Genomic DNA, 23706 nt, shown 5'->3' on the forward strand with positions numbered 1-23706 from the left:
ATGGAAAAAGCCCGGGCCGCGATCCGCGAGCGGTTGGTCAAGGCCCAGGTCATCGCCTCGGACGAGACCATGACCCGTATCGAGGGCGTGCCCCACTGGCATTGGGTTTTCCTCGCCAAGGACGCGGGTCTCCATGACATCGCGCCCCGACGGGCCAAGAGCGTGGCCGAAACCGTGTTGGACGGCCACCGGCCACCGGCCACCGGCCAGAGGTTTGGATCTCGGATCGCTATGTCGGGCAACAGGATCTGGCTCAGGTCCATCAGGTTTGCCTTGCCCATGTGCTCCGGGATATCCAATAGGCCATTGATTGCGGAGACAGCGTCTTCGCTACCCGCTATCTGGGATCGTATCTCAAGTGGTTCCATCCCATCGCCCTGCACTCCAATCCACCCCCCCCGCTACTGCCTGCGCGCCACGATGGGGGCATGATCGTCCGCATCAATGCGATTCATGAATAGAGCCTTTTTCTAAAAAGACCTCTCAACATCATCAGGGACACATCGTCATTTCAGTTTTCGTCCAACGACCATTAACACCCCTACTTCTACCCTTGTCATTTCAGTATTACTCAAAATTATCTTTTTCTCTGTTTTATCATATGCTCGGAAATGAAGGATATTTTTCCTATAACTCCAAAGATACACCACATTGTAACGTTTGTCCTTTGCTATGAACGAAACACACTCACAGTTATCATGATATTGAATTTCCGTCATTTTTGTATCGAAAGAAAATCGCACACCCAAATTGTGCTGAATACCACTTTCATCAATAAAAATAATACTCTTTCCTTGAGAAGACTGCGCAATCTTATAGTTTACGATCGAAGGCAGGGGAATTTTCTCTTGTGAGTCCGGAAGCTGTACCTCATGCGACGGCTTTTTGTTGCCATAGGGCTTATCCGGCTTCCCGGGAAGCGGCGCTACGCCACCGACGCTTGGGGACGTCGCATCCTCGTCAGTGATGACAGGCGTGGAAACAGTCCCCTCTTCCCCCTCCTGATCCCAGGCCGGACTCGCCGCAATTCTCAACCCAGCAGCAAGAAGCAGAAGAGCCGCGCCGACAATCGCAACGTTCCGCCGATCCGGTGGCCAGAAAATACGCACTTGGTCCGGGACACCAGCTTTGATCGGCTCAGGCGTCTTTACAGGCTCTTTCTTTTCCTGCCGAGCGTCCTGTCTTTCTTCATCGACCGGCGTTCTTGGCGTACCCTGCCAAAAATCGACCTTTAAGTCAGCGGCGTTGCTGTCGGACAGAATCCTCAATGCCCAAGACAATTCGGCAATGGCAATCCGCGTCGACCGGCAGCTGTCGGCCATCACTTTCAAGGCCAAATTCAGCCTGCTAGACTCCAAATTTCTCAGACGATCGAAAACCGGAGAGTGATCCGGATCTAAAAAATCTTTCTTTTCAAATAAGAGCTTTTCGGCCCCCTCAAACTCCTGCAAAAGAGAAGGTTGGACAGCCAAGGCCGACAGCCCGACCGACACCAACAGCATGGAAAAATCATCAATGCTTTGATCGAAATGATCGATCGACCTCATTGGGTGATTGAAATGGGTATGCCCCAGCGTTGGCGATTTTCGCCCCGCAAGCGACGCCACATACATGCCGTCATAATCGATTAGAGAGACCCTCCCCCCATCGGAAATCAACACATTGTCATCACTGATATCGCCGTGGGCGACATTCTGCTCGACGAGATCAAGACATACGGTGATCCAACTGTCCCTGATCGTGGCGATCGCGGCGATATCATTCGCTTGGCAAAGAACTTTTAGCCTTTCTCCTAATGTCGGTGCTTCGACCCACTCCATCCGCAGCACCGGACATTCAAAATTTTTTCCAGCCGCGCTGACAACAAGCTCTCTCTCATGCAAAGAAAAATCCACAAAATAGGACTTTTGACTTTTCTCTATGTAATTTGCTATTTCTCTATATGACGAAATTAGACTTTCACTAGAATCGTCAAAACATTTTAGAGCAAAGTAAGACTTACTTTTTGGATTATATGCCTTAAAGACAATACCATTGTTACCGTTATAAGTCAGAAGATCAACACCACCGCCATTACGTGCCCTTGCTGCTGGCTTATAATCTTGAAGAGCTTTGAATCGATTGGCGCCGTTGCGAACAGCATGAATAAAGTCTCCACGCGTAAATTGTGACATGATCCCCTCTCGCCTGTGAATGTCAAGCGCTGGCACCCTTTCCCTGCCTCACCCTCCGCTCAAGGCCTAATGAGAGGCCCTAACAATGTCACCTCAAGAAATTTCCGGACCATGGGAAGACGGCGACTGATCAGAACCCCCGGCCGCTCCTTTTGCACGGCAAGTCCGAAAGTGCGCTGCCCATAGTCAACCATCGACTCCGACAACGCCGAAGCCTCCAGGAAAGGGCGGCTCAGATCGGGCAACACATTATCTTTGCGGTCCGGGCAAAGAACGGTTGTGTGCGTCAGTCCAATCTCGGGTGTCGGACAAACCGCAAAGACGCAGCACTCATCCAATTCCGAGGAGGACGGCGGCAACAAACTGCTGAATTCCGTCGCTTGGTTGCCGACCCAGACCACCGTCGGGGGATAGCTCTTTGGGAACCTACGGCCCCAATGCGCAAGGACGTCCGCCAGCTGTTCCCCGGCAGCTTTCCAGTTTTTCGCCGGAGAGACCGGCAGCTTCCCGCCCGGAGAGACCACACTTATCGGAGACGGTTCCGCGTGACCAGACACATAACTCTGCCTGCCACCGACAGGCATCAAACAAAAATATATTTTTTCCTCCAATTTCCCTTGTTTAAGACAAATAGCCTGCGCATCCTCAAGTAATGTCTGAACAAAATCTTCTGTGGCTTCCGCTGCGGATTGCCCGTCGCTTCCTCGTTTCATTTCGCCCGTATTCGCATACGTGAGAACGTACAAATAAGGCTCTTTTTCTGAAATCCATGGTTCCTGAGGAGCGGCAATTCCGCTGGAGCTAGCAAGAAGCTCCTCTAGTTGCTCCAACTTGGCCGCCAGCACCGAATTTCGAGTGGCTTTGAGACGATGAATCAGAGCCGAGCCGAAATAATTTATGAAGTCATCCCGAGAAAATATAAGGTTTTCACTGTTATGGTATTCTTGAAACAACGAGGTATCTTCAGCCAACGCTAACAAGGATATATCAACGACAAGATTCGAAAAAAAATCAAAATTTTCATCAAATTCTTTGACATTTCTATTGGGGTGCTGAAAATTTTGACTTCCAACTTCCAAAGCCGATTTCCCGCGCAAAGATGGGAAAAATACGTTGTCGTAATCAACTAACGATACGCCCCCATTTTTGCGTACAATAATGTTATCCTGTTTAATATCACCGTGTGCAATTTTATAACACTTAAGGTATTTTTTAGTTTCTTTCCATGATTCATAAATCAATTTAATTATTTTTTTATGATCTCCGTTTCTTTTTAAAAGGTCATCGAGAAACTGTCCTAACGGCTTCCCGTCTACCCAGTCCATGGACAAGACAGGAAAGGACCTTATTTTCCCCATTCGCGGAGCAACTTCAATCTCATCTTCTAGCACGGTGAATTTGACGAACGGCCCTGCCGGGAGGGACGCCAGGTAGCTTTCGAGCTTCCGGTACCGCTCCAGGCGCTCCCCCGGATCACGAAAAAAGCATTTCAAAGCCAATCGGTCCGGCCCGGCTGTTTGAAACACCACACCAACGTTTCCAGACGCCTGCCAGGGCTCCCGACGCGGTCCGGTCCGATGAATGGTATGATGTCTCAATGTCTTGAAGCGATGCGGCGTTCCCACCGCCCGCTTGTAGTCAGAAATCGACGGATACTCTACCGGCGCCATCACCCCAATCTCCCTTCGGCAAACGGTACATCGACCAAGATCAGCGAACAGTCATCATTGGCTATCAGATCCTCGCTCAGTAGGACTGCCATGTGATCGGAAAAAGCACCGGTATCGACCATGTGACGCCTGAGCTCCTTAATCACATCAGAGAACCAGACCGGAGCCGCTTTTCGATCGCAATACGCTCTGGCCAAACGCCCAAAGGCACCCGGATCCCTGTCAACAACGTCTTTGAGCTCATCAAGCAGTTGCTCCGTAAGGTCCGATGAACTCTCCTGCACGTCGGTGGACGTAAGGTAACTCAGCAGGACATACTGACCGATGCCGTCGGAGCACATCACCAAGACATCACCAGCTTGCAACTCCGTCTCCGTAAAGAGCGCATGAAGACCATTGGCGTTGGCATTCCAATTCAGGAGGTGTGGGTCCCGCATAAACCCCTGCAAACGCCGATCAGGTGGCGACGGCAGATAAACATCCTGAAGCCGATACACGCCGTCGGCCTGGACACTGAACCGAAAGGCCGGGCTGTCCCCATAAACGCAAAGGTCAGCCCGTATTCCTCCGCCCTCCTGTTTCGCAATCCAGGCGGACGAAAGCGTCGCGCACGACCCTTCACTGACAAAGCGCTTTTTCTTAAAACCATCCGAGCTGGCCAAACGACCGTAGCGCTCCTTGAAGTCCCAGCAAAACCCCTCAATCCAGCTTTCCAACGCAGCCAAATTCGACAGTGGTGCTGACGGCAGGTACCGGATCAAATACTCGGCCCATTCTCCACTGAAAATCCCACTCGACCCCGCACCATCGGAAACCGCAACAAGCAAATTATCATCAGCCAAGCCTTCATCCGCGCCACGCCAAGATACAGTCATTCGGTCGTCACTTAGTCGTGCGGCCACCCCCTGCGCTGTATAGAGAATGTCATTCTTGGGTTTGACACAGGTCGCCGCCGTAACATTCACCCAGTTGTGATACGTTTCGCACAGGACAACGGAATTTTCTCCATTTTGCTCATTCACCGAAAGCGGGTCCGTCTCGGATACAGCGGCGGGAGCGTCGGGCCGGGCCGCAACAAGCGACAGCTCAGACTGCAAAGCATCAAGGTCTGCCGGTTCAGCTTTCTCCTTCGCTGCCGATGCGATCCCTTGAGCCGTCCGAGGTGGATTCGAGGTCGCCCCCGCAGGAGGCGGGGCCGGTGCTCTGGCCGGAGGCACATCATGACCGGCGGCGACCCTCGCCTTTTTTATCGTCGGCGCAGCACCGCCCTCCGTATTCCTTTCCGTTTCTTTTTTCTTTGCTATTTCCCGCACATAGTCTCGCGCCGCAAGAATCGTCTTCTTAAATCGGTCCCAGGAGCGATCAGCACTCCCCTCAGGCTGCATGATAGTATACGCGTTCGACCTTCCGCCATTGAACTCAGAGATGATGTCACGGTAAATGGGCGCAATATAACCCTCTGACCCATGACCAACCTCATACCCAGAAAAAACGAATTCCACCTTTGTTTTGGGACAAAAATCAAAATCACTTCTATTTCTTATGATTTCCTTTATGTCATTTGCCACTATTTTATTTTTATGACCAAATCTATCACTTTGACCGAACAAAATTACAAATGAAACAATAACAATATCTGTATTCTCATATTTACTTCCAAGCTCTTTTGATAAATCGGAAAAAAAAATTGTAAGGCAGACAGACGCCGCTGCATTTTTAACAGGAAACCTGCCTTCCTCATCAGGCTCAGATATCTTGCAAGATTGAAGATCTACCGACAATACACTTGCCATCCACCTCCTTTCTTCTGAATCAAAAAAATCTTCGTGAATGAATAAAAAAGCTTTCCGATCAATATCGTCATCATTTAATTTTATATATCGACCTACAACCGATTGAGTAATTTTTTCCCTTACCTGTTCTTCACCCACATCCTTCATATTCGGTATTCCAATGAGTCCATCTCTATGGGCGGATTCATCGATCAATAAGACTTCAACGATTTTTGTTCTAATCATTTCGAAGATCTTTATCCATCTGCCAGCGTGTTGCTTTGAGCAGACATCGCCGAAGCCTCGAGACAGTCAACCGGCCATGGCCTGCGGACACGAACGCCGAGCTTGACTCGCCCGTCAACTCAAGACTGCCTGCCCGGATCTCCTTCGATCAATGCGGGCCGACACCGTATCCTTGCCGACGAAAACACGAACAGAACACAGCGCCGAACCGCGGTCTCCGGATGTCACCTTACCCCTCGACAGAAAGGCCGTGCCCCGGATACCGCGCCACCAGCTTTTGCCAGGATGATCACGACGTCGGGCTCATATTGTCCAACGCTTGCCGGGTTCCGATATCCAGGAACTTAATCAGCTGCACGGGACCGGCGTTATAGGCAAGTCCCCGCAACCCGGCCGCCCCGACCGTCGACTTGGAAAACATCTCGGCAACGATGGCATTCATTTGCGGCGGTAGAACGCTCGACATTTCGTAAAGTGTCTTCGCATAATTGTCGTCTGGAAGCTCTTCCGGTGCCCCGGGAAAATAAACAGCCGCTTTCTTATGCGATGTAATGTGACAGTTAATCAAAAGCGCATTACCGTCTTCCGTTTCGAGATTTTTAATCTCGTTGGCGACTTGCACCAACTCCCTCTCGTCCATGACATCCGTCGCCATACCATCGGTGATATTAATCACCATCGGTGGGTAGGAGCTCCGATGGTTCGCAATCCAATCCGAGACGACAATCTTGGCCCGCTCGAGAGCCGCCTTCATAGGCGTTCCTCCGTCCGCTACAGGCCTCACCCAGGTTTCTTCCTGCAATTCTTCTTCAACGATTCTTCCCCGCACCACCGTTTCTTGTTTGTATTTTTGAATGGCCGCATGCAGTTTGATCTCCGGCAGAGAAGCAACAGTCTGCCCCACCAGACCGCCCTCCCAAGCGAACCGGCACTCTCCCTGTGGGCCATAGCCTAAAATACCAATTTCGAAATATTCCCGAACACCCTCGCCACGTGTACACCGAAGAATAACTTCGCTGATTGTAGCATTGACGGCCTCAGCTAGGGCATTTGCCTTGGTTTGAGCATTGCCATCCTTGTCGGGTTGACCAAACTCTTCGGTCATTGAGTACGATTGATCTAAAAGAAAGAGAAATAGATTGGGATTTTCCCGGCTTATTTGCTGACTATATGGCATGAATACCACCTTTTTCAGTTGCGACGAGTTACACACACGAACCGAGCAATATGACAGTGAAAGATTTACCAGACAAATATTTACTATCATTAATTGCATATGGGAATGCTAGAATGCGCCGGAGTGGAAGTCAATCTCGGATCAGTCACACGACTTTCGGCCAATGTCCGGAACATTCAATAATAACAGTCGATTAGAGACAACCTCCAGATCCTAAGGACTGTCCGTTTCTGTAGCTCTCCTCTATCCAAGCCAGGCAGATCCTCCTTGCGAGCCTTTGCGAAGGCACGATCGCTGTCCGGGAAGGCCTCCAGCATGAATGGGATCAGATCGGCGACAGTCTCCGCTTCCCCATAGATGGCCTTGTACAGGGCGGCATAGTCCCCCGGTGCCTGCCCCAAATCAGCGTTGACGGAGAGGGTGGTGGTGGCGTCGGCCCCGTAACCGTCGTGGGGAAGGATCCCTTCGCGGGCCATCTGTTCGTCTTCCGGCGTCGGCGGGGCGATCTGATCAAGGTCCTGGCCTGGGAAGGACAGGGATTCTGCCTGTTCAACAAGCGCCTGGAGCGGGGCCGGTTCGTCTGGCCCCGGGCCGAGGGCGGCGTGATTTCGCCGATGTCGGCCCAACTCTCCATGCTCCTCGAGGGGATCGACTGGCGCATGCCCCAGCGCACCTGGCGGCCCGAAGATGCCTTCCCGCCGGAGGCCAGTCGTGCCACCAAGGCTCGGACCTGCGCCCTGATGTGTCGCTTCCCTGTTGGGCTCATACCAAGCGGCGTGGGTTGAATCCCACGCCGCTTTTCTTGCGTTCAAACGCCAGGCGGGCTTTTACGCGCCACAAGGCGCGGCGGCCACTTGGCCGCTTCCAAGGTGCGCTGAGGCAAACTCACCACACCTTGGTATCAGTCCGCCACTTCACCGAAAAGGCGCTCGGCAGCCCTCTCGAGGCGATCAACTTCGCTTTCTCTGAAATGCTCCCAATCGTCACATTTGAACAGCATCGACTCTATCTGGATGTATGAACGAGGATCGCGTTCGAGCACGCGCAAGACCTTCTGCTTCTCGTACCACCGCAGCGAGCACTGCAGCACCGGTGACAGCAGTCCATGCCAGTCCTCGATTAGGTCGAAGCGGGGATGTCCCGCGAGATCATTGAAGGCACGCCAAAGGTCGATGCTGGTCCGTTTCGGCCCAGCATTTTCTCCACGCACGAAGGTCCCCGTCCAGCGCTGGAACAACGCGGTCAGTACGCTATCGATGGATGGAGACACGATAGCCCGCGCGAGCCCACAGAGGCCCGCGAATATCTCGTCCGTGCCGGATGATAAATACACGGTGAGGAACGGAACCAGCCGGTCGTCGATATAGGCGGCGATTTGCTGGCGTCCGCGGTATGAGCTGATGTGAGGAAGTAGAGCATCGCTATCGCGATCAAGCAGCCGGTAGAATGCCTCAGCGTTGCCCGCTGCGGCGAGACAAGCGAGCAGCCGCTCGGCGTATGCGTCCGGGTAGGGTCCGGACAGGAGCTTCTCGTGCCAATTGATCGGAATGTCGAAGCGGTTTACGGCAACTAGAGCAGGGCGAATCCACGCTCCCGCCGCCTCCGAACTGCCGGTGTAGGTTCGCTCCCGTCGCGCGACGGTGTGACTTTCGCGGCCGAGACTGACCTCGGGGATATAACGCTCGGCTGCAACATCGCGGTCGTTGGCCGGGTCGGCCAACCGCAGGAGGTGCTCGAACTGGGCGAAGGTCATCTCCGCGAAAACGAGAGGCGCTCGACGGCGGAGCTCGGCGTCCGGCTCTATGCCGGTCAGTGCCGATACGGCCTCCTCGTAGCTGAACGTTGATTTTTGCGGGACAGGTTTGACCTCCTCGGACGTGCTGAGGGTAGGCTTGGCCGCAACCTCATCCTCACGAGCTCTATCCAGGATGAATGTGATCCGTGGCTCGCCCGCTATCGGCGAGCGCGCCACAAGCATCTCCAGTCGAGCGGCCGTGCCGGCCGGGGAGCCTCTCAGGCACTCGAGTAGGCACTTCGTCGCGATCCAAACGTGGCCTGCGCGTGCGAGCTCGCCTTCGATCAGTTCCATGCGACCAGTGCGTTTCAGGGCACGGAGGACGGCATTGCGGAGCAGCGGGACGTTCAACTCGTTGATCAGATCGTCAAGCACGCCCAGGTTTGCGGGCCAGTCGCGCTCGAGGAGGCGATGGTAGAGCCACTTAGATGTTTCCGCCCCGGGCGCTATACCGCGCGAGTCGATGAGGTCGGCCTGCGCATCCTCGAGAATGCCCGTCACGAGCGCGACGAAGCGCTGCTCGCCGCCGAGGAATGCCGACAGTAGGTCCGTCCCCGCCTCCAGCAACAGCCATGAAAGCATGGAATGCGTGTAAAGGCTCTGGTGATCGTCGATAGTCAACGGTGAGGCTTCGCGCAGGATGGGCAGCATCTGCGAGAGCGCAGCTTCGAAAGGCAGGAACCCCGCCGCGTTGATCGCGGCGCGGCGCAGTTGCCAGTTGGCTTTGGGGTCGTTGGCGAACAGGACGAGCTGGGGTGCGAAGGAGGCATCGCGCGTGCGCGCGGCCAGCACGCATCGCCACAACGAGAGATGCACCGACTCGTATGGCGCGCCAGAAAGGTCGGCAACCGACGCGGCACCTGAGGCCACGATAGCAGTCCCCAGAAGACCGCCGATGGCCGGGTCCGTCTCGGCAGTAAGACGCTCCTTCAAAGTCGTGAGAGCCGTCCTCGTGCGTCTGTTAGCCAACGACAAAGCCGCCGTCACGCGTACTAAGCGGTCAGGGTGGGAGGACGCTCTCTGCAACATCGCGGTCGCCGCAGCGACAGGAAGGCGGCCGAGACTCATCAGGGAGCTGATTAATAAGTTTGCTTTGCCCGTCTCGGCGGACCACAGCTCGGCTTCGAGTAACGGGATGGCAGCGGCGAACGGGACCCGCGCTGCCATCTGTAGGAAGAGGAACCGCCAGATGCCTGGACGACCGACTTCGATCACCCCGGGCGCCGTGAGAAGCTCGTACAACGCGCCGAGGTCGGCCCCTACCGCAGTCAGGACCGCGAGAGCGGTTATCCGAACCTCGATGTTCTCTCCTTCATTGAGCAGGATCGCTTCGTAACGGATGCGATCGACTAACGTCGGTACCAAGCTTGGCGCGAGAGCGGCGAAGCCGCAGATAGGGTTGTCTTTCTGCCCCGCGAGCACCTCGCAAAGCGAACACAGGCGCGGTTCCGCGAGGAGCGCCAGGACGCGGATGGCTGCCTTCTGAACCGCGGGCTCAGCCCCCGTAGTCTGCAACAAGTCAACGCAGTGCGGCCTGAGGGAGCGGCGATTGTGCCAGACGGCCGGAGCCAGCGGACCGAGAAGTGGAGAGCGGTGCGCCAGCATGACGTGACCCTCCACGTCCGGCAGAGCGGCTAGGAACTCCGTCGCCGCCTCACGGCCCTCGACAGTGAGATCGCGGTGCGACCAACGCGTCCTGCGCCGGTCGAGATCGTCTGGCTCATCGTCCGCGATGAAGGCCAGGGCGCGCCGGAGAGCGTCACGCCGGCCGTCCGCGAGAAGGAGGGGCAGGAGAAGGCGCTTGGTGTCAGGCGCCGCTTCATCGAACGTCGCGAGCACTTCCGGACCGATCCTCCGCCCATGTCGGCGGGCCGCGATCAGGATGACGGTCAAACCATGATCATCCTGCTCGGGCTGATCACGACTGATCTCGCTCGCAACGCGGAGACCGAAGCGGATCAGATCGATCAGGCCTTCAGGTTCGAGGGAGAGGCAGGCTTCGACGAGCGCCAACGCCCAATTGAAGTCGGAAACGTATCGCTGGGTCTGGCTGCGTAGGACGGCCGTGATCTCTTCAACGTCCACCGGCTCATTCAGCTGTGTGAGGATCTCGCCAAGTAGGTAAGCGCCCTCAACCTTGTCCAGCACCGCCATTACGCGGATCACCTCGCCCGGCGTAACCAGCTTGTGCGCCGTTACGAAGCCGGCGAGGCCTGCCCACCGTTCGCCGCGCAGAAACGAGGCACGTGCGCGCTCCCGCGCCTCCTCCGAACGGCTGGACCGATCGAGGTGCAGGACCTCGGCGACGACATCTCCCTGCCTTGCATAGTGGTTCGCCAGTGCGCCGTGCGCTTCGCGGCGTGTGTGCGGCGCGATCAGGCTCTCAAGGCCAGCTCGCACGATTTCGTGCATCTCGTATTCTTCGTTGCTCGTCGCGCGAAGAAGTCCGAGATCGAACAAGTCCCGAATTGCCGCGCCGACATTGTCGTCGGGGAACACCGCCTCGGCCTCAGCGCGCCCGAAAGGCAGCGCGAAGCAGACGAGCTTCTCCGCCGCCAAGCGAGCACCGTCGCTGATGCCAGCGAAGCGCAGTTGCTCGGCACGCTCGAGGATCTCGTCGGCAGGCCGCTGCGACAGATCCGTCATGGCCTCCAGCGTGGGTGCGCCAGCGAGCGACAGGGCTAGTCTCGCGTAGAGGCCAGCGGTCCGGCCTGCCGTCACCCTGTGGAATACCTCGTGGAAGTGCGCGTGGTTCGGTCCAGGATGACGCCGGAGAGCGAGCGTTATGAACTCGTCGACGTTAAAGCCCCGTACATCGAGACTCCTCACGCCAAGCTGCCCGCGGTCGAGGGCCGTGAGCTGCCGGAAAGCACTCTCCTGACCGAGGACTGCAATCCGGAACGCTAGCGGGTCCAATGACCTGACAAAGGTCGCAAGATCCCGGGCGAAAGCCTCGTTGCATGTCCCTTGGACAAGGTCAATGAGGAGCAGTAGACTTCTTGGAATCGAAGACAGCGCCTCGGCCAGTTGCGCCATTGCCGTGTCGCTCGCCGTCATACTCTCCACGCCCACGGCGAAAGGTCGGCCGATCCCGAACCGTCGTAAGTGGAACGCGGCCCCGACTAGGACATCACGCAACGTGGTCTCGGGCCGGACCTCTGCGTAGAGGACAACGCGGTCGGGATCGACGAAGCGAGATCGTTCAACGACCTCTGCGGCGAGCATGGTCTTGCCCGCTCCCGAGACCCCGACCGCCTCCAGGGCCCGCCCACTCCAACCAACCGTGAACCGGGCAGAGAGGTCGGCTCTGGGGATGTGGCCGTCGTCGAGGATGGGTGGCTCCCTAATCGGCGTCATAGTTGGCCAGACCGAGCGCAGCTCCAAATCGAATTCGTCTTGGTCGAACCAACGTCCCGGCTGCTTCGAAATGTCGTTGATGAAACCCCGGAGATTGCGGAACAGGGTAGCTCCCACGACCGACGGATGAAGGCAGTAGCGATGCTCAAGGCGTTCCCGGACGCGGCGCGCGACCTCCTCCTCGGACCCGAACAAAGACTCGATGCGCAGCCTGGCGAGCACGTCCGGTAGGAGGGCGTGGACGCGTCGTGCTCCGGTCGAATACGCGTTGCCAATCGCAGGGTCGCCTGCGAGCCCCACGATGTATCGCCGGAATTCTGCCATCAGGTTAGAGAGCGCCGCATCCGGGGCGAGCGGAAGATTTGAGGGAGCAGACCAACGTAGAAGGCTTGCCCGGACCTGTGCTTCTACGACGGTGACCTTCAGAGCCTCATCGCGGGCGAGCAGGTGGACAGTCCGCCAGTAAACGTCGGATGCGCGTTCCGGTGCCGTCTGACCGGCCGCGACGAGGGCGGTAACCTCGGTTTCGACCCCGTCGCCGAGGATCCAGACCTGCTCATGCGTATTGCCTTCGAGGTGGGAAAGAGTGTCGGGGAGCAAGTCACGGGCAACCTCAGCCATGGTCCAGGGGCGGCCCGTTGGGTTGAGGTTCCGATCCTCGCGTGGTTTTTTAATCTGCTCGAAGCGTCGTTTCTGGACGCCATCTGCTGCGAACCAGGTTAGATCGAGATCATCGATCTCTTCCGGTCTTACCGTCGCGCCGACACCATGCGCGTCAAAGTGCGCAGACAGGCGATCAAGGATCACCGTCGCCTGGTAATCGAAGCCGCGGATCGCATGGATGCCGCCCCGCGTCTGTCCCCTCGCCATTTCAAAACCTTAGTAATACTCGGATGATACGATCTCGGAGCTTCCGATTGCGAGCTATGCAGCACTTTGTCGCGATCATGTCCCCGGTAGTGGTGTAGGAGCGATGATCACTGCGATTGCCCGGTAAGATTTTGCTACCAGACAAAACACGACAGGGATCTTTACGATGACCATCACCGATATCATGACCTTGTAAGCCCTTCTCGCCAAGGAACCTGATGCCGATATCCTCCGCGAAATGCTGGGCTTCGCCGCCCAGCGGCTGATGGAGCTGGAAGTGGAAGGTAAAACGGGCGCCGCCCTCGGAGGGCGTTCCCCGAACCGCCTGACCCAGCGGAACGGCTATCGGAAGCGGAACGGGGAAACCCGGGTCGGCACGATCAATCTCCAGCCCCCAAAACTGCGCAAAGGGAGTTAATTTCCCGGAATTCCTGGAGCCGCGCCGAATGAGTAAAAAGGCGCTCACCGCCGTCATCCAAGAAGCTTACATTCAAGGGATCTCAACGCGTTCGGTGGACGATCTCATGAAGGCCATGGGGGCTTCACAACCAAAGGGAGTGCGTTCGCGCTTCCGTACTTCAAAGAGCCATATTTCCAGGCTTTGCGAGGACATTGATGAGCCGGTCACGGCGTTCTGGCAACGCCCTCTGGAAGGAGCGTGGCCCTATCTCTGGCCGGATGCGACCTATCTAGAGCATATTGCGTGAAATGTGATTCACGCAATATGCTCCAAACCTCTGACATTGAAGCAAATCGTCGTCGCAATCTGTTCCAGATTGCTCGGGATTTGCTCTAAAGGCCCGCCAGAACAATCGCGTCTCCTCTGGCCTACAGTTAATTGAGACACCTCATAAGCGGTAGATGACCGCGTGGAGGTAGAGCATGGACGAGAGCAACATGAGCGGCCCGGGGCCTTCGAAAGGAGCTCGGAGGGCAAGTGAAGAAGGCCCCGGGCCGGGCGTTGGTCGTGGCGGTCGGATGTCGCGCTAACGCAGGCGTGACGCGGTTTTCCGCCTGCTTCGGGGCGAGGATCTGGAATTGGTCTCCCGATCGCTGGGGGTGACGGGGGCACGCCTGTCGGAATGGCGGGTGGATTTCCTGATCGGAGGCGAGGCGGCACTGGCGACGCTGGAGAAGGACAATCGGGATCTGGAAATCGAACGCCTCCGCGCCAAGCCGGGGGAAGTGCTGATCACCAACGAACTCCTGGAGAGCAAAATCGATGTGCTGGAGGGCGGGCGCCTTTTGGCCCGGAAGAGGTCGAGGCGATGAGCGCGCGGACCTCTCCCACCTCCTACCGACCCTACGGCGTTACCCGGGTGGCTCGGGCTTGTCGGATCGGACGGGCCTCGGCCTACCGTCACCGAGCCAGACCTGCCGCCCCCCCAACGGCGCGGTCCGGTGGGTGTCATGTCCGATGCGGACCTCGTGGCCCAAATCCGCGCCGTGCTGGGCGCCTCTCCTTTCGATGGCGAGGGGTACCGCAAGGTCTGGGCGCGCCTTCGGTTCATGGGTATCCGGACAGCCAAACGCCGGGTGATGCGGGAAAACGACCTTCAGGCTCCCGATCGCTGGGAACGCCCCAGGGGATCACGCACTCATGACGGGATCATTCGCACGGTGCGTGTGGACGAAATGTGGGGCACAGACCTGACCGCCACTTGGACCGGCGAAGGCTAGGTTTCCGTGATAATCGCCGTCAACCATTGCTCGGCGGAATGCGTCGGCATCCATGCCTCGACACGGGCGACCCGTTTCGAGGCCCTGGAGCCTATCCGTCAGGCCTTCCGTGAACGCTTCGGCGCCTTCGCCAAGGAAGTGGCCAAGGGCTTGAAACTCCGTCACGATAACGGAAGCCAGTATGTGGCCCACGACTTTCAGGCCGAAATCGACTTCCTCGGGATCGAAAGCTCGCCTTCCTTTGTCCGAGCCCCGGAAGGCAATGGATGCGCCGAACGCTTCATCCGAACCGTGAAGGAGAACCTCCTCTGGGTACGGACATTCGGCACCATTGAGGACCTTCGCCAAGCCCTCTTCGACTTCCGGCGCCGCCACAACGAAGAATGGATCATCCAGCGACACGGATACAAAACTCCGGCCCAGGTCCGGGCCGACCAGATCAAACCGCCTGCATTAGCGGCATAGGCTTCAACACGGTGTTTCAAAAACCGTGGACCGGTACACGTCTTCGCTCTCCGGACCGGGATCATCTTCGCTGGGCCATCCGTGTCGGCAAGCGACGAGAGAGCCTGAAGGACAGCACGCTGAAAAGCTACGCGGCCAAGACTAATCAACGATTGGACGGTTTGCCGACCATGCACGTGGCCCATCCCTCCGGAAAAACCCTACAGCGCCAGATCAAGGCGTGGCGAACCAAGTTCTTTGTCTTCCGCTAAGGAGATGACCTGGGAAGAGCAGAAGGCAGCGCGGCGCAGGGTTCTGAAGCGGCGCCAGCGCGTGCTGCGCACCGCCGCCCCGTGGACGGCCTAGCGGAGGCCGCTGTCCAGACCGCCGCCACGGCGGACCAAGCCGACCGGGCCGCGGCTGAGCTGGCGCGGCATGCGGACGCGGTGAAAAACGTTAACAGCCGCCTTGCCGTGCTCAATCAGACCATGTTGCTGATTGCCCGACAGTCTTTCGACGAACCATTCCAAAAGCGTGGAAAAATTTCCGAGACAAGGTTTCAGAAAACCTCCCTGCCATAAGCCAGAAGAATTTTCGGGTTATACCACAGGCTAAGAACTCTACCTTGAGCCGCTTTAAAGATGTTTATGCACGCCGGAAGGGGGTGCCAGACAAGATGATTTCACAGCCCCCTTCGACAATGGTGGGATGCGAGAAGTGGACCGCGTAAGCACCGTCCCAATTACCGGCAGAGAGTTTTTCCTTCAGCTTTTGGACTGCTGCATCAGCGCCTTCCTGCAATAAGTCCTCGTAGCGTGTCATTCGTCCCCCAAAAACGTTCGTAATTTGCTCGCGGATATCTTTAATTACGTGAATTGCGTTGACATGCGTGACGAAGATCATTGAGCCAAGTTTCGCGTGACGCAATTCTTCGGGCAGATAGTCAGCTGTGATTATTAGAATCTCATCCATCGGTGGTAGGCTTTTCGTGCTTGATGATGACTTTTGTTCGGGAGGGCAGCAAACCTCTAAGGAATAAAAGCAATATGAGCGCCATAATCCCGATAATTGCGAAAAAGATCATACCATACCTGGACTTTAAGACGCTCCAGGAAATGGAACCATCCCAAACAGCTGCTACGAAGTTGAGAACCGTTTGAGGCGATAACAACTCAGTAAATGGCGCAAAGCGTATCTGGGCGGCCTTCGACTGATCGCGACTGGCAGCGATGCTGTCGGCACTGCCCAAAATTTCGTCAGAGGAATATTCACCGCTTTCTAGAGCAGACCAAATTTCGGTGCGGGCCTGAATATCGGTGATCTGCCGCATTGCTGCGAAGAATTCTGCAGCTTCATTCCTTTCCATCATAATTGCGACTTTTTCAACACCCTCTTTTCTGTAGGCAGGGAATGTTTCGATGAGTTCCGGCGGCAAAGAACCTAGCTTTTCGATGCTTTCTGGTTCACCAAGCCCAAGCAGAAATCTTAGTGCGGCGTCACTAAGATCGTCAGGCGCCCGGACTTTGAAGAGACGAGATTTGGCGATTACATCAATCTGTCCGCCCCACTGACGCATCCAGCTGAATGCCACTTCAAAATTACCCGTTTGTTCTGCAATCTGAAATCCGCCATCTGGAAGGTGGATAATTTCGTCGACACGCCTTTTCGACAACAGTTCATCGAGTAATGTTTCGCCTCCAATTGATACAACACGGGAGAGCGCAAGATCGATAGGTGTAAGATCATCGTCGGGGTTAAAAGTACTCATGTACCGCTTGAACTTTGGATCCGTTTCCATCTTTGACAAGATCAAAACATGCGCGCGCTGAAACTCCTTCCACTCGTTTAAGATGTTTGAAACGATCTCATCTGCGATTTGTCCTATGTGCTCATTCATATTTGTGCGCAACTCCGTCGCGATCTCCGTTTGGATCCCCACGACTACTTTGTCGTCATACATTGCTTGAGTTATAGCAGGAATCGCTCCTTGGCTTGCAAAAGCTACCTCATAGGCTAACAGCACCCAGCCTATAATTGGAATAAATCTGGCTACAATCTTTCCTACCACTCGCTTCCCAACAGTGCCAGCGATTCGTGAAGCAACTTTAGCCAAAACGCGGCGACCAACGATCAAAATAATTCCGAGAACTGTAGCCATGGGCACGGATGCCTTCTGTGGCAAACTTCCTCCTTCTATGGGAAGATCTGGGTTCTTCGACGCAATTTGTTTACTCAGTGAATTTTGTACAATTTGCGGATACCGATTTCCCAAATAGCCATTAAGGCAATCCTGTAGCCGACCGGCTAAGATTTCCTGTTTAGCCTCGATACCCTTCGTCAATCCACCAATTGCGTACTGACTTACGTTGGAGATTCCCTGCTCAAATGCCGCCCCTCTGAACACACGGTCTGCGATAATGTTGGCTGCCTCTTCCGCACGCACACCCCAGCCGGTCAGATAGGTCCGAACAACGCCCCACTCGTCCGTCAATCGTTGAGCGGCAGTAGTCGCTTCGTGAGCGAGAATGTCGTTCATGCGTGCATTTTGCCAGCCCTGTTGGACAGCGCCAAGATAATCGAAATCCTGGTTCACCCTTTCTAGTGTTGGTTGAGTAATGGACTGCAAGGAGCTATAGAGGGCCCCGTCATCTTCGACTTTACAATTTGCTACAGTTTGAGCGGCGACGGGCGATGCCATACTGTTCGAAACAATCAGGAATACTGACAACATTATCGCTGAAGAGCGCATTGATGTTCTCCGAGATGACTATCTAGATTTCTGCATTTTTGGGTTGTATAATTCCTTTATCCCTTTATTGGTTATAATAGTAGCGATTCAGCCAAATTTCAACCTAAAGACTGCTCAACGCTGATCCAATCGCGTTATAGACCTGGATGTAATTGAGGTTGAGAGCGCCGTTCCAGAAGGCTTGGGCCACGTTGGTGGTGCCGTTTTTTACGCAAAATGTTGAGGGCGAAGCTACGGGCACGGGCCATGTATCCGGGATTGTCTCGGGTGCGGCTTTTGTCCTCGTCACAGGAGACATCACGGACATAGTGGCTGCGGTTCTTGATGCCCCAATGGCCTCGAATGGCCGCAGCCCATTCGGTTGCTGGGGAGCCGTCGAGGACCACCGGGAACACCTCAACGGTTCGATCTTCCTGGCGGGATCGGCCTGTCGCGCGAGAACGCAGTGTCGGCGGGAGCGGTGTTGTTCGCGATGGCACATAGATTGGACTGGTTGACCTTCACCTGGACCAGGAAATGGTTTCCGGTGTTACGGGCCGTTTCGAATGTTTTTTTGACAGTGCATGGCGTCCAGGGTGAACAGACGCCCGGTCAGCCCCAGCGCCGCGATCATGGCCTGGGCGGCGGGGATGTCGTTGCTACTCTCGCCGATGGCCAGATAACCAAGAATGATCTGCTCATTAGTGGCTAATACCAAGCGGCGCGGGTTGAAACCCACGCCGCTTTTCTTGCGTTCAAACGCCAGGCGGGCTTTTACGCGCCATAAGGCGCGGCGGCCACTTGGCCGCTTCCAGGGTGCGGTGAGTCAAACTCACCGCACCCTGGTATAAGGCGCTCATGACATGGGCGGCCTTGCGGTCGTGAAAGGCATCGAAGCTGCCGCGCAGGGTATTCCCGTCGATAGCGACCGGTGAGGGAAGGCTCGCCCCTTCGACAGGGGGGCCGTCGGATCTTCGGCAAGGCTGGCGGCATGCTCACGGAACACGCGCTCCATCTCCTCGGCATCGAGACCATGCAGGATGAACCGCACGGACGAACAGGCCTCGGGTTGATCCTTCCCACCCTGCTGTCCTGGACCCATTCGGCCCTGGTCCTCGACATCAAGGGCGAGAACCACGCCCTGACGGCGGGATGGCGGGCGTCCCGGGGACAGCGGATCCTCCGGTTCGAGCCCACCGCAGAAACCGGCAGCATCCGCTTCAATTCCCTGGCCGAGGTCCGCACCGGCACCGGTCGCGACATCGCCGATTGCCAGAACATCGCCTCCATGATCGTCGATCCCGAAGGCAAGGGCCTGAAGGACTACTGGATGCAGGAGGGTTGGTCCTGGCTTTCGGTGATGATCCTCCACGTCCTCTACCGGATCCGGAAGGAGGACAAGCGGGTCGCCAACCTGTGCGACGTCCAGGCCTTCGCCTCGGCGGCGGCCAATGACGACGGGAGCGACGAGGGGGAACATGACCGGCAAGACCACGGTCGTTCAGCGCAAGCGCTCCCGCTCCGGCCGCCTGGGGGAGCTGGGCTCGGTCTCCGACAGCCTCCATGAGACCAGCCGCCCCCTGCTCACCGCCGACGAATGCATGCGCCTGCGCGGTCTGCGCAGGAACAGGCGGGGCAAAACCCTGCCGGGCGACATGCTGATTTTCGTCGCCGGATCGGCACCGATCCTGGGGCGCCAGACCCTCTATTTCCAGAACCGCACGCTCCTCAAGCGCGCCCGCATGGCGCCGCCCCGCCCGGCCACCACCAGTCCACCAGACCCCGAGGAGACACCATGAAGACCTCCCACAGCCCTTCCACCCATCCCGTCGACCGCCATGTCGGACACCGCATCCAGCAGCGCCGCAAGAGCCTTGGCCTGACCCAAACCCAATTGGCCGAGGCCCTGGGGATTTCCATGCAACAGGTGCAGAAATACGAGACGGCCTTCAACCGGATCAGCGCCAGCCGCCTCTACGAGCTCTCCCAAGCCCTGGCCGTCCCGGTCCGTTTCTTCTTCGAGGGGCTGCCCGACCCCGGAAAGCAAGACCCGGCCCGCCCACGGAACGGCGATCCCCTCTTCCACCCCGAAGCCAACGAATTCGCCCAGGTCCTCGAGAAGGAAGGCCTCGTCCTGAAGGGCGCCCTCCTCATGGACGGCAAATGGCACCGCGTCCCCGTCATCGGCAACAAGCAGGGATCCCGGAGCGGATCCTATCGGGGCTTCCTCGATGGCAAGCCCAATGGCTCGATCATGAACTATAAGAATGGCCAGGAAGCCGTGAAGTGGATCTCGACGGGCACCGCGCTTGGCCCCCAGGAGCTGGAGCGCCTGAAGGTCGAAGCCAACGCCCGACAGGCGGCCAGAGAGGCGGAATAGAAGGCCCTGAGTGCCGAGGCGGAGAAGCAAGCCCAATCCCTTTGGCAAGATCGGGATCGCGCCCCCATCCGCCAGGACCACCCCTATCTGGTACGCAAGGGCATCGCCATCTCCCCCACCATCGGGTCGAGCGGGGACAGCCTCATGGTTCCCCGGCATGATACGGACGGGAGTTTTCCGCCTTGCGTGGACTTTCTGGGCGATCCCGCCATGCGTAATATCCGGACGCGGAAACGTCGAGTGCACGACAGATGACGCGAACAGGATAGTCTTCAACGATCCGGAACTTCATTTCAGCGGACCCGATATGATGGAGACAGTTTTCCTGAGAAACAGCGGTCTCCGGCTCTGGCGGCAGTTCTTGGAGCGCGAAGCCGAAGGCCTTGGCGCGGCGCTGGAGATTGCCGAACTGCCTGCCGGTCGGAGGAGCGCGGCGTCCCCCCAGGCCCCGCGAACCGTCGGCACCAGTTTCGCACCATGAACGGCTGGATACCGAGTTCGGCAGCGATCTGCCCCAAAAGCCACCCACTGCTCTGCAGCAGCGCCACCGTTTCCTGTTTGAACGCGTCCGTGAAGGACCGTTGGGTCTTAGGCGTCATCATTCACCTCTCCCAGAGGGAGCTTAAATGAGGTGTCCACTAATGTGGAGCAGGGTCAACCCGGTGTCTCATTAACCGTGTACCGGTACAGGGTTTTGAGCTCCTTCCCCGACGCTGGGTCGTCGACCGCACCTTCGCTCGGCTTGTACAGTGCCCACGCCTCACCAAGGATTGGGAGAGATCACCCCTCTCCTCCGAGGCTTGGGTCAATGTCGCCCATATCCGATTGACAACTAAAAGTATTTCAATTTACTATTATACGCCATATGGTTTTGAGCCAGACTCTGACTGGTCGGTAACTTTCATAGTAACCTAGTGGATACGGCAGAACGAATAGATCGTACTCATCAATCATGCGGAACGACGGCAAAAAGCGATGTGCCCCCAAAACGGCTGGACTGCGTATCTGTCACGCCATATTTTCCTCGCCGTGGCATGTCCGTAGCGGGGGTGGCCAGTGGGCTGCTCATCATTTGGCGGCGGCTATGGCCGGTCTGGGCCATGACGTCCACATGATTTTCTCTCGCGCAGGCCAGACAACACCGGCAATCTCGCTCCCCTATACTGTGCATTGGGCTCGCTATCACGAGATCTGCGATAAGGCGATGGACTTTGTTGGGCAGGCTGCCATTCTTGCGGGGATACTTGCTCACTCGCGCTTCGACATAGTATTTTGCCACGGTGAGAATGCTTTTCTCTTTCCCTGGATTTGCCAGTTCAAGGGAGTGCCGATGGACGCAGTGTTCCATCCGGTTCGTATGCCCGCCGCGCCAAAGGCCTGGAACCTTACCGGCAGTGGCGGATTGCTGGCCGACTTGGATTATCACATGCTGCGTACCGTTCTTCTGCGCTCGCGGCGAATCCATGTTTTTTCGGAAAGATCCCGCGAGGTCCTAACCCGAATGATGCCGACGAGATACGCCGACCTGCTGAACTGTGTTCCTGCTGGGGTTACTGGCGACTGGCTATCACTGCCGCAACACGAACCTAGGCATGCGGGCGAGCCCCCCCGCTTGGTAACTTGGAGTCGGCTAGAACCGATAAAGGGGCTGCCCATATTGCTTGAAGCGTTTGCGGAGGTGAGGCGGGTCCACTCCAATGCCACCCTGACAGTTATCGGCGAAGGCAGCCAACACACGAAGCTTGAGCAGCAGGCCATTCTCTTGGGTGGTGGCGTCCATTTTCTTGGCAAACGAAGTCCCATGGAAATACAAGAGTTATGCGGGGACTTTCACCTCGCCGTATTTCCTACCTTGGGGGAGAGTTTCGGTCTCGCCATCGCCGAGGCCGCCGCGAGCGGGCTCCCGGTAGTGGCGTCGGACGTCGGGTCCGTGCCGGAGGTGCTGGAGCACGGAGCCATCGGTCGGCTGGTTCCTCCCGGCAATTCGAAAGCCCTAACGGCCACTATTCTCGACGTTCTAAGTCGTCCCGGCGAGCATAGCGCAATTGCAAGGCAAGCGCGCCTCAGCATCGGGCGACGTTTTGACTGGACGCGTAGCGCCCTTGCCATGCTGGGGGAGAGGTAATGTTCTCTGCGTCGGTGGACCTATACGACGACATTTATCTGGACAAGGACTATCGGAGCGAAGCCCGTCTGGTCACGAAAATTCTACGTCAGGCTGCCCCCGGATCCGAAAGGTTGCTGGATGTGGGATGCGGCACCGGTGAACACATCCGCCATCTCGTCGGCTATGGCTTCGAGATAGACGGGGTGGATATCGATGGGTCCCTGCTTGCCCTAGCTCGCGCCAAAAATCCGGACTGCCGCTTCTATCGAGCCGGAATGACCGAATTCCAAATCCCTCTTCGATACGATGCGATTTTGTGCATGTTTTCAGCGGTCGGCTATGTCCGTACAGCGGACAAGCTTCGCATTACTCTTGCTAACTTCCGATCTCATCTCACGCTGGCAGGAATCGTCATCCTCGAACCGTGGGTGACGCCCGACCAAGCCCCATCTGGGAAAACCACGAAAAGCATCATCGGCACGGGAGGAAAACGCATACGTCGGTCCTGCACTTTCAAAGTAGACAACGGAATGTCGGTCATCAATATGAAGTACGAAGTGGATGAGGGCGGCCAAGTGAGATCTTTCAGCGAGGAGCACAGGCTGGGGCTGTTCTCCCGAGAGGAGATGCATGCCGCTTTCGCCGACCTCGGCTTCCGAACCCGCTACCTACCGCCATCACCCCTCTTGTCGCGGGGGTTGTATCTCGGTCAGATATCGGGCTGAGGCGTTCGTAACGGTACCGGCGGGCGGCGACCGGGGCCGCTCCCATTGTTACAATGAGGGAATGGTTTGTCGGGCACGGCCATGCCGAGGAAGCCGCATAATTCTTCCCAGCCATGGTGAGAGATGTCGAATACGAGCAAATCGTTCGGTCGACCGGAAAAATATGCCTTCACCTCGTCGGTATGCCGACGATACCTGTCTAGCAGGACGCAGTCGGGCAGGGAAGCGATGGCGCGTGATCCGTAAAGCCACTCCTCCATGGGCGATCCTCCGTCCCTGAAGTAGTTGCGCATGCTGGCCATCCAAACGTCCTCTGGCCGGTGGCTGAAAATATAACGGCTGCCGGGCCATTGCCAGTCCATCTGACCATAGAGCATCGGCCACGGATTATCCTGAAAGGCGTCATAACAGGCGCTGATACCGTTGGCGAGGTTCGTCGCGACCTGTGCGATGTCCGGTCGCCAGCAGCCAAACGCACCACAGACCCTCAAGCCCAGCAATTCCAAGGCTGCGCCGAGGCTTGTGGTACCTGTCTTCTGAAACCCTATGCAGAATACCTTCGGCGGATTCTCTATCACGTC

17 protein-coding genes and 5 pseudogenes are annotated in these 23706 nt (G+C 56.8%); 11 read left to right on the plus strand and 11 right to left on the minus strand.

What is annotated here, in order from left to right; all coding sequences use genetic code 11:
- Positions 1 to 362: pseudogene (locus tag ACLIRY_RS20840) on the plus strand (IS66 family transposase); the annotation flags it as partial.
- Positions 363 to 506: 144 nt separating this feature from the next.
- Here the strand turns inward: ACLIRY_RS20840 and ACLIRY_RS20845 are convergent.
- From ACLIRY_RS20845 to ACLIRY_RS20865, 5 genes are all read right to left on the minus strand, one after another.
- Entirely contained in the window at positions 507 to 2174 is a 1668-nt protein-coding gene (locus ACLIRY_RS20845; RefSeq protein ID WP_413207360.1) for a hypothetical protein, read from the minus strand.
- Between the two features lie 59 nt (positions 2175 to 2233).
- Positions 2234 to 3844 carry a hypothetical protein gene (locus ACLIRY_RS20850; protein ID WP_413207361.1) on the minus strand — a complete coding sequence of 537 codons (1611 nt, stop codon included), beginning with the start codon at positions 3842 to 3844 and terminating at the stop codon, positions 2234 to 2236.
- A complete protein-coding gene (locus tag ACLIRY_RS20855; RefSeq protein WP_413207362.1) occupies positions 3844 to 5862 on the minus strand; it encodes a hypothetical protein in 2019 nt (672 codons plus the stop codon). Before ACLIRY_RS20855 ends, ACLIRY_RS20850 begins: the two co-directional genes overlap by 1 nt.
- Before the next feature lie 289 nt (positions 5863 to 6151).
- Positions 6152 to 7039 carry a hypothetical protein gene (locus ACLIRY_RS20860; protein ID WP_413207363.1) on the minus strand — a complete coding sequence of 296 codons (888 nt, stop codon included), beginning with the start codon at positions 7037 to 7039 and terminating at the stop codon, positions 6152 to 6154.
- 176 nt (positions 7040 to 7215) lie between these two features.
- Positions 7216 to 7515, minus strand: a complete 300-nt coding sequence (locus tag ACLIRY_RS20865) for a DUF2274 domain-containing protein (protein WP_413207364.1) — start codon at positions 7513 to 7515, stop codon at positions 7216 to 7218.
- Here ACLIRY_RS20865 and tnpB point away from each other — a divergent pair.
- Positions 7489 to 7824 (plus strand): IS66 family insertion sequence element accessory protein TnpB, encoded by a 336-nt coding sequence (tnpB, locus tag ACLIRY_RS20870; protein ID WP_413207365.1) that lies wholly within the window; start codon positions 7489 to 7491, stop codon positions 7822 to 7824. The two genes, ACLIRY_RS20865 and tnpB, sit on opposite strands and share 27 nt — an antisense overlap.
- A gap of 116 nt (positions 7825 to 7940) precedes the next feature.
- Here the strand turns inward: tnpB and ACLIRY_RS20875 are convergent, their stop codons facing one another.
- The gene (locus ACLIRY_RS20875) at positions 7941 to 13061 is read right to left on the minus strand and encodes a hypothetical protein (protein WP_413207366.1); all 5121 of its coding nucleotides are present in this window, start codon (positions 13059 to 13061) and stop codon (positions 7941 to 7943) included.
- Between the two features lie 226 nt (positions 13062 to 13287).
- On the opposite strand from ACLIRY_RS20875, the pseudogene ACLIRY_RS20880 reads away from it, so the two are divergent.
- The 3 pseudogenes from ACLIRY_RS20880 to ACLIRY_RS20890 form a co-directional block, all read left to right on the plus strand.
- A pseudogene (locus tag ACLIRY_RS20880) lies at positions 13288 to 13756 on the plus strand (transposase); the annotation flags it as partial.
- A 202-nt stretch (positions 13757 to 13958) separates the two neighbouring features.
- Positions 13959 to 15206: pseudogene (locus ACLIRY_RS20885) on the plus strand (IS3 family transposase).
- A 56-nt stretch (positions 15207 to 15262) separates the two neighbouring features.
- Positions 15263 to 15451 (plus strand): annotated as a pseudogene (locus ACLIRY_RS20890) (IS66 family transposase); the annotation flags it as partial.
- 379 nt (positions 15452 to 15830) lie between these two features.
- On the opposite strand, the gene ACLIRY_RS20895 reads toward ACLIRY_RS20890, so the two are convergent.
- From ACLIRY_RS20895 to ACLIRY_RS20905, 3 genes are all read right to left on the minus strand, one after another.
- Entirely contained in the window at positions 15831 to 16157 is a 327-nt protein-coding gene (locus ACLIRY_RS20895; RefSeq protein WP_413207367.1) for a heavy metal-binding domain-containing protein, read from the minus strand.
- Positions 16150 to 17934 carry a hypothetical protein gene (locus tag ACLIRY_RS20900; RefSeq protein ID WP_413207368.1) on the minus strand — a complete coding sequence of 595 codons (1785 nt, stop codon included), beginning with the start codon at positions 17932 to 17934 and terminating at the stop codon, positions 16150 to 16152. The genes ACLIRY_RS20895 and ACLIRY_RS20900 overlap by 8 nt, the downstream gene beginning before the upstream one ends.
- A 529-nt stretch (positions 17935 to 18463) precedes the next feature.
- Complete coding sequence (locus ACLIRY_RS20905; protein ID WP_413207369.1) at positions 18464 to 18631, minus strand: hypothetical protein; 168 nt, start codon at positions 18629 to 18631, stop codon at positions 18464 to 18466.
- 273 nt (positions 18632 to 18904) lie between these two features.
- Here ACLIRY_RS20905 and ACLIRY_RS20910 point away from each other — a divergent pair, with 273 nt between their 5' ends.
- Genes ACLIRY_RS20910 through ACLIRY_RS20920 form a run of 3 tightly spaced genes read left to right on the plus strand, consistent with a single transcriptional unit; the run spans position 18905 to position 20293 of the window.
- Positions 18905 to 19480, plus strand: coding sequence for a type IV secretory system conjugative DNA transfer family protein (locus tag ACLIRY_RS20910; protein ID WP_413207370.1), 576 nt, complete (start codon positions 18905 to 18907; stop codon positions 19478 to 19480).
- The gene (locus ACLIRY_RS20915; protein WP_413207371.1) at positions 19392 to 19712 is read left to right on the plus strand and encodes a type IV secretory system conjugative DNA transfer family protein; all 321 of its coding nucleotides are present in this window, start codon (positions 19392 to 19394) and stop codon (positions 19710 to 19712) included. The genes ACLIRY_RS20910 and ACLIRY_RS20915 overlap by 89 nt, the downstream gene beginning before the upstream one ends.
- Positions 19709 to 20293 carry a helix-turn-helix domain-containing protein gene (locus ACLIRY_RS20920; protein ID WP_413207372.1) on the plus strand — a complete coding sequence of 195 codons (585 nt, stop codon included), beginning with the start codon at positions 19709 to 19711 and terminating at the stop codon, positions 20291 to 20293. The genes ACLIRY_RS20915 and ACLIRY_RS20920 overlap by 4 nt, the downstream gene beginning before the upstream one ends.
- Before the next feature lie 293 nt (positions 20294 to 20586).
- Here the strand turns inward: ACLIRY_RS20920 and ACLIRY_RS20925 are convergent, their stop codons facing one another.
- On the minus strand, positions 20587 to 20895 hold the full coding sequence (locus ACLIRY_RS20925) for a transposase (RefSeq protein WP_413207373.1): 309 nt from the start codon (positions 20893 to 20895) through the stop codon (positions 20587 to 20589).
- An 85-nt stretch (positions 20896 to 20980) separates the two neighbouring features.
- Here ACLIRY_RS20925 and ACLIRY_RS20930 point away from each other — a divergent pair.
- From ACLIRY_RS20930 to ACLIRY_RS20940, 3 genes and pseudogenes are all read left to right on the plus strand, one after another.
- Positions 20981 to 21208 (plus strand): annotated as a pseudogene (locus ACLIRY_RS20930) (hypothetical protein); the annotation flags it as partial.
- A gap of 37 nt (positions 21209 to 21245) precedes the next feature.
- Positions 21246 to 22418 (plus strand): glycosyltransferase family 4 protein, encoded by a 1173-nt coding sequence (locus ACLIRY_RS20935; RefSeq protein ID WP_413207374.1) that lies wholly within the window; start codon positions 21246 to 21248, stop codon positions 22416 to 22418.
- Positions 22418 to 23125 carry a class I SAM-dependent DNA methyltransferase gene (locus ACLIRY_RS20940; RefSeq protein WP_413207375.1) on the plus strand — a complete coding sequence of 236 codons (708 nt, stop codon included), beginning with the start codon at positions 22418 to 22420 and terminating at the stop codon, positions 23123 to 23125. Before ACLIRY_RS20935 ends, ACLIRY_RS20940 begins: the two co-directional genes overlap by 1 nt.
- On the opposite strand, the gene ACLIRY_RS20945 is transcribed toward ACLIRY_RS20940, so the two are convergent.
- Positions 23110 to 23703, minus strand: a complete 594-nt coding sequence (locus ACLIRY_RS20945; RefSeq protein WP_413207376.1) for a sulfotransferase — start codon at positions 23701 to 23703, stop codon at positions 23110 to 23112. The genes ACLIRY_RS20940 and ACLIRY_RS20945 overlap by 16 nt on opposite strands.
- Positions 23704 to 23706 lie beyond the last annotated feature (3 nt).

It is taken from the genome of Rhodospirillum sp. A1_3_36 (genome assembly GCF_047263945.1).
Classification (GTDB): Bacteria; Pseudomonadota; Alphaproteobacteria; order Rhodospirillales; family Rhodospirillaceae; genus Rhodospirillum.